The organism is Haemophilus pittmaniae, from assembly GCF_900186995.1.
Taxonomy (GTDB): Bacteria; Pseudomonadota; Gammaproteobacteria; order Enterobacterales; family Pasteurellaceae; genus Haemophilus_D; species Haemophilus_D pittmaniae.
This window is the reverse complement of the sequence record NZ_LT906463.1, coordinates 1,244,326-1,257,306: the sequence shown is the minus strand read 5'-3', so window position 1 is coordinate 1,257,306 and position 12,981 is coordinate 1,244,326. Positions and strand designations below refer to the sequence as shown.

Annotated in this window: 11 protein-coding genes; 1 reads left to right on the top strand and 10 read right to left on the bottom strand. The window is 42.8% G+C overall.

Features of this window, described 5'->3' with window-relative positions:
• Nucleotides 1–6: 6 nt before the first annotated feature.
• Complete coding sequence (locus tag CKV74_RS06245) at nt 7–1,416, bottom strand: replicative DNA helicase (protein WP_007242984.1); 1,410 nt, start codon at nt 1,414–1,416, stop codon at nt 7–9.
• 244 nt (nt 1,417–1,660) lie between these two features.
• Nucleotides 1,661–3,091, bottom strand: a complete 1,431-nt coding sequence (gene hldE / locus CKV74_RS06240) for a bifunctional D-glycero-beta-D-manno-heptose-7-phosphate kinase/D-glycero-beta-D-manno-heptose 1-phosphate adenylyltransferase HldE (protein WP_007243024.1) — start codon at nt 3,089–3,091, stop codon at nt 1,661–1,663.
• Nucleotides 3,092–3,186: 95 nt separating this feature from the next.
• Between hldE and lpxL the strand changes: the two genes are divergently transcribed.
• The gene (gene lpxL / locus CKV74_RS06235; protein WP_095176883.1) at nt 3,187–4,119 is read left to right on the top strand and encodes an LpxL/LpxP family Kdo(2)-lipid IV(A) lauroyl/palmitoleoyl acyltransferase; all 933 of its coding nucleotides are present in this window, start codon (nt 3,187–3,189) and stop codon (nt 4,117–4,119) included.
• Between the two features lie 239 nt (nt 4,120–4,358).
• Here the strand turns inward: lpxL and CKV74_RS06230 are convergent, their stop codons facing one another.
• The 8 genes from CKV74_RS06230 to recC form a co-directional block, all read right to left on the bottom strand.
• Complete coding sequence (locus CKV74_RS06230) at nt 4,359–4,733, bottom strand: DUF5376 family protein (protein WP_007242950.1); 375 nt, start codon at nt 4,731–4,733, stop codon at nt 4,359–4,361.
• 2 nt (nt 4,734–4,735) lie between these two features.
• On the bottom strand, nt 4,736–5,086 hold the full coding sequence (locus CKV74_RS06225; protein ID WP_007243018.1) for an EndoU domain-containing protein: 351 nt from the start codon (nt 5,084–5,086) through the stop codon (nt 4,736–4,738).
• Nucleotides 5,083–5,880 carry a DUF5376 family protein gene (locus CKV74_RS06220; protein ID WP_007242838.1) on the bottom strand — a complete coding sequence of 266 codons (798 nt, stop codon included), beginning with the start codon at nt 5,878–5,880 and terminating at the stop codon, nt 5,083–5,085. The genes CKV74_RS06225 and CKV74_RS06220 overlap by 4 nt, the downstream gene beginning before the upstream one ends.
• A gap of 534 nt (nt 5,881–6,414) precedes the next feature.
• Complete coding sequence (gene yfbR, locus CKV74_RS06215) at nt 6,415–7,008, bottom strand: 5'-deoxynucleotidase (RefSeq protein ID WP_007242977.1); 594 nt, start codon at nt 7,006–7,008, stop codon at nt 6,415–6,417.
• A gap of 8 nt (nt 7,009–7,016) precedes the next feature.
• A complete protein-coding gene (gene degS, locus CKV74_RS06210) occupies nt 7,017–8,033 on the bottom strand; it encodes an outer membrane-stress sensor serine endopeptidase DegS (protein WP_007242846.1) in 1,017 nt (338 codons plus the stop codon).
• Nucleotides 8,026–9,153, bottom strand: coding sequence for a bifunctional diaminohydroxyphosphoribosylaminopyrimidine deaminase/5-amino-6-(5-phosphoribosylamino)uracil reductase RibD (gene ribD / locus CKV74_RS06205; RefSeq protein ID WP_007243062.1), 1,128 nt, complete (start codon nt 9,151–9,153; stop codon nt 8,026–8,028). Before ribD ends, degS begins: the two co-directional genes overlap by 8 nt.
• A gap of 2 nt (nt 9,154–9,155) precedes the next feature.
• Nucleotides 9,156–9,605 (bottom strand): transcriptional regulator NrdR, encoded by a 450-nt coding sequence (nrdR, locus tag CKV74_RS06200; protein ID WP_007242890.1) that lies wholly within the window; start codon nt 9,603–9,605, stop codon nt 9,156–9,158.
• Between the two features lie 121 nt (nt 9,606–9,726).
• Nucleotides 9,727–12,969, bottom strand: a complete 3,243-nt coding sequence (gene recC, locus CKV74_RS06195; RefSeq protein WP_007242915.1) for an exodeoxyribonuclease V subunit gamma — start codon at nt 12,967–12,969, stop codon at nt 9,727–9,729.
• Nucleotides 12,970–12,981: the final 12 nt, after the last annotated feature.

The window sequence follows — 12,981 nt, the reverse complement described above, 5'->3', positions numbered from 1 at the left end:
CCGTTATTAATAATCATCTCGATATTCACGCTGTTCGGCAAGATTGTCGAAACGGGAGAATTGTCCGTTAAAGGCTAAACGCACTCGACCGATTGGACCGTTACGCTGCTTACCAATAATAATTTCCGCCACGCCCTTGTCCTCCGAATTGTCGTTATACACTTCATCGCGATAGATAAACATAATTAAGTCCGCATCCTGCTCGATAGAGCCGGACTCCCGTAAATCCGAGTTCACCGGACGTTTATCGGCACGCTGTTCCAAGGTACGGTTGAGCTGCGAAAGTGCTACTACCGGTACCTGCAATTCTTTTGCCAAGGCTTTTAGGGAACGGGAAATTTCAGCAATTTCCAAGGTTCGGTTATCGGAAAATGCCGGCGCCCGCATTAATTGTAAATAATCCACCATAATCATGCTCAAACCGCCATTTTCCCGATAGACCCGACGGGCACGCGAACGCACTTCGGTCGGAGTTAAACCGGAGGAATCATCGATATACAGATTATTTTTCTGTTTAAACATTCCAAATACGCTACCGATTTTACTCCATTCGATTTCATCAAGATTTTGTCCGGTACGGATTTTGGTTTGATCTACGCGCGCCAAAGAGGCGATCATCCGCATCATGATTTGTTCCGCCGGCATCTCCAAACTAAACACCAAGACCGGTTTATCGCTGGCCATTGCTGCATTTTCGCAGAGATTCATAGCAAAGGTGGTTTTCCCCATGGATGGCCGGGCCGCGACGATAATTAAATCGGAAGGTTGCAATCCTGCGGTTTTCTTATCCAAATCGGTAAAGCCGGTAGTCACGCCGGTGACGCCGCTGTGATTTTCCAATTTGCTTAGCATATCAATGCGCGCAATGGTGTTCTCTAACACATTAATCACATTTTGTGGGCCTTCGCTTGAGGTATTACGCTTTTCGGCAATTTCAAATACCTTGCGCTCCGCCTCATCCAAAATCATTTTGACATCCTGCCCTTTCGGCGAATAACTATCCTCAGCAATATCATTGGCGACCGCGATCAGTTCTCGTAATACCGCCTTTTCCCGCACGATATCAGCATAGGCCAAAATATTAATGGCATTCGGTGTATTGTTGGAAAGCTCAGCCAAATAGGCAAAACCACCCACTTGATCACTGATACCTTTGCTTTTTAAAGCTTGATCCAACGTGATTAAATCGATCGGCGTCTGAGCCCGCATCAAATCTTCCATAGCACGGAAAATTTCGCGATGGCCTTTGGTATAAAAATCGTCGGCAATCACTCGTTCGGCGATACCGTCCCAATGTTGATTACTCAACATAATGCCGCCTAATACGGCCTGTTCAGCTTCTAAGGAATGAGGAGGGACGCTCAGTTGTGCGGTCTTCTGATCGGAGGATGGAATTTGTTGCGGTTGCGATGCCATAACATTGGGTTACTTCAAGTTAAAACTGCGCCCTATGATACCGCAAATGGCAGGGTGATTTAAGCAAAAAACGGTAATTTTGCGCCAAATCGTGCTGGAAATTCAGGTTTTAAATTAAACATTAATAAAATCAATGACTTAGATGTATTTTTAAGAAAAACGTCAAAAAACTAAGGGGCGTTTTAAATATGAAGGGAAACAAACAAAAATGGGACGACCTAAGTCGCCCCATTGGTTATATCCATTAATCTTTCAAGGATTGAATTTTGGCAATTACATTGCTGGTGGAACAGCCATTTTCAAAATTCAGCACCTTGACTTCGCCACCATTGGCTAACACTTCTTGGCTACCGGCAATTTCATTCGGTTGATAGTCGCCGCCTTTCACCAATAAATCCGGTAAAATTTCACCAATTAAACGCTGCGGCGTATCTTCACTAAACGGAACCACCCAATCCACCGATGCCAAGCCGGCTAACACCGCCATACGCGCAGCTAAATCGTTAATCGGACGAGACTCACCTTTTAAGCGTTTCACCGAGTCGTCGGAATTCACGGCAACAATCAGGCGATCCCCCAATTTACGCGCATTTTCTAAATAAGACACATGACCCGGATGCAAAATATCAAAACAACCGTTGGTCATTACGATTTTCTCGCCACGCCCTTTGGCTTGTGCAATCACATTTTTGAGTTGGGCTTCACTCATCACGCCGAAACCGCTGTCAGCACGACCATGAATCGCATTTTCTAATTCCACCGTTGAAACCGTCGACGTTCCTAATTTACCCACCACAATACCGGCTGCCACATTGGCTAAATAGCAGGATTCCTCATAGGAACGACCATCAGCTAAGGCAGTAGCTAATACACTAATCACAGTATCGCCGGCGCCGGTTACATCAAACACTTCTTTGGCAACAGTCGGTAAATGATACGGTGGTTGATTTGGACGCAATAAGGTCATGCCTTTTTCCGAACGAGTCACCAACAACGCGCTTAAATCAATATCGGCAATTAATTGCAAACCTTTGTCAATAATCTCCTGTTCGCTTTCGCAGCATCCCACTACTGCCTCAAACTCCGACATGTTTGGAGTTAACAGGGTGGCACCACGATAGCGTTCAAAATCCGTTCCTTTCGGATCGATTAACACCGGCACCTTCGCTTCACGGGCGATTTGGATCATTTGTTGTACATCAGCCAACGTGCCTTTACCGTAATCAGAAAGAATTAACGCACCGAAATTTTTAATCTCATTAGCCAGTTTGCTCAGCAATTCCTCGCATCGCACATTATTAAAATCTTCTTCAAAATCCAAACGTAACAATTGTTGATGACGAGATAAGATGCGCAATTTGGTAATTGTCGGATGGCTTCCCAAGGCCACAAAATTGCAATCAATTTTTTGCTTTTGCAATAATGCGCCCAATGCATTGCCCGCTTCATCGCGACCAATTAAACCGAGTAATTGCACCGGCACATTCAGCGAAGCGATATTCATCGCCACGTTTGCCGCACCACCTGCGCGTTCTTCGCTCTCCTGTACCCGTACTACCGGCACCGGTGCTTCCGGAGAAATTCGATTGGTTGCGCCAAACCAATAACGGTCGAGCATCACATCGCCTAACACCAACACTTTTGCCTGTTTAAAATCCGCTGAATATTGCGCCATTTTGCACACTCTCTCTGACAATCAAAAAATTGGCGGCGATTTTACCACAACTAAAAATTGCGATAAACTACGCCCCGATGTTTAAGGGATGAATTATGAAAAACGTAAAACAACCGCAATTTCAATGGTCTTTTCTAGCCCCACGATATTGGGTGCTTGGTTTTGGATTGTTCTGTTGGCGGCTGCTTTTACTGCTTCCCTATCCTGTTTTACGCCACATCGGCAACGCCTTAGGGCGTTTGTTTTCCCGTCTAAAAATTGGCCGTCGGCGTGCCGCCATTGCCCGCCGCAACCTTGAGTTATGCTTTCCTGAAAAATCTAGCGAAGAACGCGAAGCAATTCTGCAACAAAATCTACAAGCCGTTGGTATGGCCATAATTGAAACCGGTATGGCTTGGTTTTGGTCTGATGCCAGAATCAAAAATTGGTCAAAAATTGAAGGACTGGATTACCTGAAAAACAATGCTGAAAAAGGAATTATTCTAGTCGGGGTACATTTTCTAACCCTTGAGCTTGGTGCCCGCATCCTTGGCTTAGCCCACCCTGGAGTCGGGGTCTATCGCCCAAACGATAATCCGCTATTCGATTACATCCAATATCGCGGCCGCATACGTTCTAATCGCGCCCTACTCGATCGTAAGGATTTACGAGGAATGATCAAAGCCTTACGGCATGGGGAAACCATTTGGTATGCGCCGGATCATGATTATGGCCGTAAAAATGCCGTGTTTGTCCCCTTCTTTGCGGTGCCTGAAGCCGCCACTACCACCGGCAGTTATTATTTGCTGAAATCAGTACCGCAAGCGGCAGTGATTCCATTTGCACCGTTACGTAATGAAGATGGTTCAGGTTATACGGTGAGTATTTCTGCTCCGGTTGATTTTACTGATTTAGATGAAGAAACGGCCATTGCAGCGCGCATGAATCGCGTGGTGGAAAAGGAAATTCTGAAAGGCGTGGCACAATATATGTGGCTGCACCGTCGTTTTAAAACCCGTCCAACGGAAGATATGCCATCCCTATACTAAACGTGACATATAAACGCCCCTTTCAATTACAGAGTTTTAACTGAAATCCAATATAACCCATTGATTTCATTGACAATCAATAAAATTGGGGCATAAAGGACATTTTTTAGGCTTTACACCAATAAATAGCCCAATTCACAATCACACTCTAGGCTTTTAAGATGTTCGTTAAGCAATAAAAAAGTGAGGTCAATTTTAAGAGGTTTTAAAACTCCTGGAAAATTGACCACACTTTCAACTTAAAACTCTAAGCGCTGTGTTAAGCCTTCTTCGGATTCTTGACTTCGGAAAATCAGCCATAATCTCAACACATCAATCATAATTCCACGAGGCAACGTAAGATAAAGAGACTCCTCTTCTTGAGCAAAGAGAAAATAAAAATTCACTTCATCATTCATCACCTCTGCCCCCCAAGAATTGGAAGAAATATCCGCTTCTTGAATTATATCATCCGTCAAAATTGCCAATGAATGATCTAAAAAAGAGAAATAATTTGGGCCACCCATTGGATCATTCAAATAGCCGGTTAATGGATTTAGTTGGTGATTTTCCTCTAAATGGCAAGTTGGAATAATTTGTCCTTTATGCTGAATATACGTAAAAATAAGTTTCATCTTTACTCCTGCTCAGCACTTGGAAAAGCCGTGACGACAGGATAGGTATAACCTTCTATGCGCACACCTGAATTCGAAATACCAGCCCACATACCCTCGGCCTTACGAATAGGATCTAAATCATCTACTTGATTCATATAAGCAGAATTAATTTCAACTTTAATACGATCTGCCGTCCACGTTTGGGGAAACATCAAGGTCTCCCCATTATTATTGGTCTTCACAATATATTGATTAGTTTCACTATCAAAAGCGGAAATCTGTGCAAGATATACGCCATTTGGATAAGTGTATAATATCCGATCAACACGTATATTGCCTAAGGCGGAATGTCCACCAATCATGACTGTCATTTATAAGCATCCTCTGAATCAATAATTTCTATGTAGTCCGGATCTGGTATTGGTTTTTGTATGAACGCCAACCATCTTTCTAAAAGATAAGTTAATTTCTTACGAGGTATTAAATACTCTGTATGATCGCTTTCATCATCAATTTCATCGCATTTATCTAGAAGATCTAAACCCAATTTTACCCTATTATGATCGATAAAGGCATCAAAAGCTTCCGTGCCGATATATTTCCATGTGAGTTCTGAATTTTTTAAATCATCTAAAACAAGACGAACAATATCTATATCATTTAATATTGACATATATGTGGCTATAGCTCTTCTTGCATTGTCTGACGAATCCTTAGCTACACACCTAGGCGCTAGTTTGCCAGAAGAATCACAATATCCAAATTCAATTGAATCAACAATTTCTATGTAGTTCGGTTCTGTTATTGGTTTTTGTATGAATGCCAACCATCTTTCTAAAAGATAAGTCAGTTCCTTACGAGGTATTAAATACTCTGTATGATCTCTTTCATCATCAATTTCATCATATTCATCGTATCCATCTAAAAGATCGAAACCCACTTTCACCCTATCATGATCGATATAGGCATCAAAAGCTTCCGTGCCGATATATTCCCATGTGAGTTCTAAATTTTTTAAGTCATCTAAAACAAGGCGAACAATATTTATCTCATTTAATGTTGATATATATGTAGTTATAACACTTGAATCAAATAACGAATCCTTAGTTGCACAGATAGGAGCTAGCTTGCCAAAAGAATCATAATATCCAAATTCAACTATCATTATTGTCCCCTTACCGGATAAACGGTTGATATATTTCCCTTCTTATCGAAGAACCACTCAACTTCAACACCAGATCGTGTTGTTCCCACCCATTTTCGCTCTCCTTCTTTAGATATACCGGCTATCGCTTTCGCAGCATCGCGCACCTTGGTGCGTTCTTCTGAGCTGAGTTAATAGTGCAAGGCAGACATAAAGCCTGTCCCTACAAGCTCATCGGTTTAATCCCAAATAATTTTCTAATGAATATGGAATTGTAGGGACAGGTTTTATACATGTCCTTTGCCTGACATGATGCCTTATCTACCGGCAAATAAACGTAAAGCACTTTAGAAACGCCCTGCCATTTTCAAGAATTTTTCCCAAAATACCACCTAACCCATTGATTTTATTATGAGTGTTTAAAAATTAGGCATAAAGGACATTTTTGATGCTATTTTTGAATTGAAATTGAATCAAAATAATTTTTATTGTTATTCATTACCAATAAAAAAGGAAATGCCCAATGTGACATTTCCTTTTTATTTTTAATAGCCATTAAAGTGTTAGTTCATCCACTGATTTCCCAAAGCTAGGCAGAAAAACCTGTAGAAAATATGCCATTTCATCGCTATGCCATTGCTCCATCAATCCCTCTAAACGGAGTTTGGCACTTTTAAATTCTAAATTGCCATGCTCCAACTCAAACTGAGCTTTGATATAAGCACACAATAAATCCGCCTGTTTTACAATGTGTTTTTCCTCTGCACTAAATTGTGTGCTATCCAAATAAGGCGCGAAACTCTGCTGTAACTCCTGTGGCAGCAAACTGAGCAAATGCAACTCGGCTGCTGCTTCAATCTCCTTATAGGCATGGGTAATTTCAGCATTGAAATACTTGATTGGCGTTGGTAAATCCCCAGTAAAAATTTCCGAGGTATCGTGGTACATCGCCTGTACAGCAATCCGTTCGGGGTTCACCGTACCGCCGAAAAAACGGTTTTTGATAATCGCCAATGCCTGCGCAACAAAGGCCACTTGCAGACTATGCTCGGCTAAATTTTCTGCCTCGATGTTACGCATCAACGACCAGCGCTGAATCAAACGAAGACGATCTAAACAGGCAAAAAAGTGACTGGTTTTAATTTCCACAACGTTTCCTAATTTGACGGTAATTCTTCAATAACTACCGGCAATTCATAAGTCTGACCAAATCGGGAAATAGTGACGCGCACTTCAGTATTTGGCTTAGTATCACTGACAATTTGCATCATCTGGCGGGCAGAAATACCTTTTTGCTGATTCAATGCCAGTATCACATCTCCTGACTGAATACCCGCTTTGGCTGCCGGACTTTCCGGTCTAACACCGGTCACCATAATACCTTGCTCATTGCTACCGCTGATATCACTCTGTACACCAAAATAGCCACGAATCACTCGTCCATCGCGCATGATTTTGTGCAATACATCATTGGCAATATCCATCGGAATGGCAAAATTTAAACCTTCAGCGATTTCATTGGCTGTTTTTCCAATACTTAAAGTGCTAATCCCCACTAATTCGCCGGCCGAATTGATTAATGCACCGCCGGAATTACCTCGATTGATCGAAGCATCGGTTTGGATAAAGTTTTGGCGGCCAACGGACTCGCCTACCGCATTACGTCCCACGGCACTAATAATCCCTTGGGAAACACTTTGTCCTAAGTTATATGGATTCCCAATAGCTAATGCGACATCGCCAACATGTACTTGGCGATTTTTATTTTGTGGAATAGTGGATAGATTATCGGCTTTGATTTTAAGCACGGCCAAGTCCGTCAAATTATCGGAACCAATTAAACTGGCTTCATAAATATTGCCGTTTTGTAGCGCCACGACGATTTGATCAGCATTTTGAATGACGTGTTTATTGGTGAGAATATAACCATCCTTCGTCATAATAACCCCCGAACCAAGGTTGTTTACGGCTAACTGGTCGCTATCGTTAATACTGGCGGAAGAAAAGGAACGGTTATACACATTTACTACGGCGGGTGAAGCAATACGCACGGCTTCTTTAAAAGACATAATGTCATTGTTGGTTAACAGGCCGTTAAACCTCGGTAAAGCAAATAAAATAATTGCCGCAGCAACTAAGCCCCAAAGGGCCGGATAAATATATTTTTTAAGCATTGTCGTATCGTTGATAAATTAATTTAAGATCATCGGCAATTTGTTCGATATCAATTAAACGCCATAAGGGGGCATCGGCCAAACGCTGTAAATGTGGTAGGTGACATAAGCCACGGGCGCTATCACCTAATAATTTAGGCGCGACATAAAGGAGCAACTCATCCACCTGATTTTGTTCAATCAAACTGCCCGCAAAATTAGCGCCTGCCTCCACCCAAAGACTGTTAATCTGGCGCTCGGCTAGGCTGTGCATCAGTTGCGCCAAGGTAAAACCTTCAGGCAATAATAACTCCTCACAAAATGCCGGAAAGCCGCTCATATCACGCGCTTGACTGCTCACCAACCAAACAGGAGAGTGCGTAGCAAATAGGCGATGCTGTGGTGTTACCCGATGCTGAGAATCTAAAATTACCCGTACCGGTTGGCGCACCTGAGATTCAGGGTAACATTCCCGCAGTTCTGGTGGAAAATCAGCCCAACGGACATTCAATGCGGGATCATCCGCCAATACTGTTGCAGACGTAGACAAAATTGCCGAAACCATCGCGCGATGATGCTGTACATCCGCTCGCGCAGCCGTTCCGGTAATCCATTTACTTTCGCCATTAGCCATTGCCGTGCGACCGTCAAGACTCATAGCTAATTTTAATTGTACAAAAGGCCGAGCATATCGCATGCGGCTTAAGAAGCCTCGATTTAATGCCTCAGCCTGTTCGCCCAAGAGTCCTACTTGACATTCAATTCCGGCTTCTTGCAACATTTGAATCCCTTTCCCGGCCACCAACGGATTAGGATCGAGCATTGCCGCAACCACGCGGCGCACTCCAGCCTCAATTAAGCCTAGTGCACAGGGCGGTGTTCTACCATAATGGGCACAAGGCTCTAAGGTCACATAAGCGGTCGCGCCCTGTGCGGCAACTCCTGCATCGGCTAAAGCCATGCGTTCGGCATGCGGTAAGCCGGGTTTTGCATGAAATCCCCGTCCCACAATTGCGCCATCTTTGACTAAAACGCAGCCGACCGCTGGATTAGGTGTTGCGGTATATTGACCTTGTTTCGCCAAGGCAATGGCTTGTTGCATGAAGTTATGATCGGCGCTAGAAAAAATGGAGGTTGGCATAATCAATCCTTTAAGTTTTCAATTTCCTTAGTGAATTGATTAATATCATCGAAGCTTAAATACACGGAAGCAAAACGGATGTAGGCAACTTTATCTAAAGTTTTAAGTTCATTCATTGCCAACTTGCCGACCACTTGGCTAGAAACTTCCCGTTCACCGGTAGCTCGTAATTGAATGATAATATGGCTAATAGCTTTCTCCACATCATCGGCACTGACCGGCCGTTTTTCAAGGGCATGTTGAATACCGCGGCGTAATTTATCTTCATTAAAAGCTTCCCGCGAACCATCACTTTTAATGATTTTTGGTACCACAAGTTCCGCACTTTCGAAGGTAGTAAAACGTTCGTGGCAATTTCCACATTCACGGCGGCGGCGAACTTGATAACCATCGGACACCAGGCGGCTATCAATCACCTTAGTTTCTTCGGTGGCACAAAATGGACAACGCATAATTTTCCTTTTGGATGAAACAAGAATAAAAATAACGGACTAATCCGTTCAATAAATAAAGCATGGCTATCTTAGCAAAAAATCATGAGCTTGACGATCGCTGCGTAAGTCTCCCTAAGCCTTACTTTTGCAACATGTTGGCAAACCATTGCTGCATTTGCTGCAATAAATGCTCAATATTTTCATCTTTAGAAAAAAATTGAGTTTGCCCCAATAAACGTCGCCAATAGGGATCATTTTCCGCCAAGACCGCTAACTCTGATGTAAATTTCTGTTGAATATCCTGTTGCCCGATAAGCGATAAGTATTTAGAAATATTTTCCGTCGGAATCGGTAACGGTTGGTAGACTGCCCGGCAAAACCCATCTAGGTAAATTTTTAGTTGAAATAAAGCCTCTTCCTTGGAGATTGATTTAAAACCTATGGGATTAACTTTATCTTTTACGAACAATAGTGGTGTTGGAGCATCCTCACTATGCTGTAATTGCAGTAAATAATAAATCCAAGGACGTACCCGATAACGCTCCTTATCATTCGCAAAATACCAAATGACACATTGTTTTTGCTCCCCTAACAAGGAACTCAATTGCCCGGTTAAACGGAATGTTCCAAATTCTCCTGCAAGCTCAAGATCAATATCTTCATGAGCGGGTTCCAATGCTCGATAATCGGCAATCTTATTTTTAAACTCTTGCACCTGTTTAATAGTCTTCTCTGCATAGACTGAAGCAAAACCGCCCCTTGGTAATATGCCTTTAATTGCCTGACGAGTAAAAAAGTCATCAAACTCCTCTTCTGATAAATCAAGCAACTGATTATTAAGAGAATAATTATCTAATCCCGATAATTGAAAATTTTCATGATCAGCAATTTGTTCATCCTCTTCTCTGAAGTACACACCAAGGCGTCGTTCAAAGAAAAATTTTAACGGGCGTTCAACAAAACGAATCAAATCCTCAATCGCTATTTCATCAAAAGGCTCAATTTCAGCAAAAGGTACGATGAACTCATGCTCTGTTATGTCGCCCTGGGCGAGCGGCAACCATTTTGCTGCAAAACTTTGTTGTTGCGGATTTTGCAGATCAAAATTTTGTGCAGAAAAAGCGCTCATCGCCTGTGTTTGTACTAGGGCAGCATTGGTTTGTAGTCCTCGTTGCAAATAGCTTAATAACTGATTAACCAAAACCGATGGCTCCTGAGCCTGATTATCAATAATCGAACTCCCGATATAGCTAAGATAAAAATAATCACGGGCGGAAAGTAGAGCTTCTAAAAATAAATAACGATCATCCTCTCGGCGTACCCGATCTCCGCGCATATGATGATATTGCATTAAATCAAAACTATTTGGGCTTTGTTGGCGTGGATAATCAGCATCATTCATACCTAACAGGCAAACGACTTTAAAAGGAATCGCGCGCATTGGTAAGAGCGTACAGAAATTCACTTTTCCGGCTAAAAAACGTTGATTATTAGGGATTTCCGCAAGCTGAGCGGTCAAGACGTCAGCGACCACTTCCGCACTAATTGGTAAATCAAAATGCACATCGGCCAAGGTTTCGCTAAAGTGATTAATACAATCCTGCAGATAAAACAAGCTATCGGCATTCTCTCGGCTTACACTGAAGAAAGTATCCAACAAGCTCAGTAGATGGGACTGCCATTGTTCAATGGTAAAATCTTGTTGTAGGGTGCGATGCCATGCGGCTAAGTGCTGAAAAAACGCGGCGAGTCCGCCAACTAATTGGCCTTTTAAACCAAAACTGCCATCTAACCCCAAGCTTTCCCCCCAAACGCCATGTTCTTCACGCATTGCAAAACCAAGGCTCATGCGTTCCAAACCGGCCTGCCACGCATTGAAATTAATCCCGCCGTCATTTTTTTCCACCCCAAAACGAATGCCTGCATCTGCAACCCATTGGCGAATTTGCGCTAGATCATTTAATCCGATGGAAAATTGTTCACGTATTGCCGGCACATCCAGTAAGGCTAAAATATCTTCGGCTGCAAAACGGTTTTCCTTAAAATGTAGCAAGCTTATCAAGGTTGCCGCCAACACATCATTATCCACTAAGCGGTTATCAGAAATGGAAAAAGGGATTGCCGTTTTTTCATCATTCACTTGCCCAAATACTGCTTGAATATAAGGGGTATATTGATTGATATCAGCGACCATCACCACCACGTCTTTGGGGGTAATCCACTCCTCTTGCGGTTTGGACGCATTTTGATTAAATAAACCTAATAAATAATCATGCAAGACTTCCACTTCTCGCATCGCACTATGACAAGAATTAAAGGTTAAAGAGCGATCCTGAGCCGAGCTTAACAGCGGACCTTCCATCAAATTGAGGATCTGATTTTGAATTTGTCCTAACAATGAATTCGGCTTAAATTCTCGATAGGTTTCCAAACTATGCCCGATTACTCTGCCATCCTCCTGACTAAGGCTATATAGAAAATCCCGTCCCATTTTTCCCCAAGCAGATAACAACCGATTACCAGAACCAATCGCCGCCGTAGGCGGTGTATTCAGTACCTCGCCCTGGCTTACTTCAGCCCAATACTCCCGACAAGGATTATTAAAGAAGAAGTGAACATCGATACGCTTCGCCAACGCCTGTAACAAGCTAAAATAGGCGCCCGGCAGTGCCGGAATACCAAATACAAAAATGCGCTCCGGTAATCGCATCGGTGCATCACTTGCACAAAGAGCTAAAAATTGTCGATTTAATTCAGCACGATGAGCCACCTGGGAACCCAGGTCCTGCTGACAATCAGCGATCAATGCCCGCCATAAAATCCCCTGCCAGCAAATACTACCGACCAATTGTTCCACGGATATATTTTGAGCTACATATTGTTGATTTAGGATCGCTTGTTGGATCCGCTCATCCTGGTGATGTTCCCAGGCTGTAATCCAATCAGGGCGATACACCAAATATTGGTCGAACAAATCTGCAATTTTAGCGCTTAATTGATACAGCTTCTGCTGTTCCGACTGAGGCGATGCCGCCAGATAATGATTAAGGGCAGCAAATTGAGGTTGATGCAAAAACTCAGGAATTAAACGCATCAAGCGCCAAGTTATTGCTGTTTTATTAAATGGATTCTGCGCAGTGACATCGGGAAGATTGTCAGCATAAAGTTGCCAAATAAAACTGGCTGGTAACGGAAAAGTAAAATTCGCTGCAACACCACGCTTTTGTGCAATAGCCATCTGTAGCCACTGTGCCATTCCCGGACTCTGCACCAAAATAACTTCTTGGCTAAAGGGATCATCTAACGGAAAGGTATTTTCCAGTAAGTGAAGAAGGGTTTCTTTTTGTTGTTCGGGTTGATTGGAATAATAGGTGATAAACATGGCAAATTAGAC

Excerpts from the sequence above, each read along its gene's own strand:
- CKV74_RS06245 (WP_007242984.1), bottom strand. The coding sequence starts at position 1,416 with ATGGCATCGCAACCGCAACAAATTCCATCCTCCGATCAGAAGACCGCA.
- hldE (WP_007243024.1), bottom strand. The coding sequence starts at position 3,091 with ATGGCGCAATATTCAGCGGATTTTAAACAGGCAAAAGTGTTGGTGTTA.
- lpxL (WP_095176883.1), top strand. The coding sequence starts at position 3,187 with ATGAAAAACGTAAAACAACCGCAATTTCAATGGTCTTTTCTAGCCCCA.
- CKV74_RS06230 (WP_007242950.1), bottom strand. The coding sequence starts at position 4,733 with ATGAAACTTATTTTTACGTATATTCAGCATAAAGGACAAATTATTCCA.
- CKV74_RS06225 (WP_007243018.1), bottom strand. The coding sequence starts at position 5,086 with ATGACAGTCATGATTGGTGGACATTCCGCCTTAGGCAATATACGTGTT.
- CKV74_RS06220 (WP_007242838.1), bottom strand. The coding sequence starts at position 5,880 with ATGATAGTTGAATTTGGATATTATGATTCTTTTGGCAAGCTAGCTCCT.
- degS (WP_007242846.1), bottom strand. The coding sequence starts at position 8,033 with ATGCTTAAAAAATATATTTATCCGGCCCTTTGGGGCTTAGTTGCTGCG.
- ribD (WP_007243062.1), bottom strand. The coding sequence starts at position 9,153 with ATGCCAACCTCCATTTTTTCTAGCGCCGATCATAACTTCATGCAACAA.
- nrdR (WP_007242890.1), bottom strand. The coding sequence starts at position 9,605 with ATGCGTTGTCCATTTTGTGCCACCGAAGAAACTAAGGTGATTGATAGC.
- recC (WP_007242915.1), bottom strand. The coding sequence starts at position 12,969 with ATGTTTATCACCTATTATTCCAATCAACCCGAACAACAAAAAGAAACC.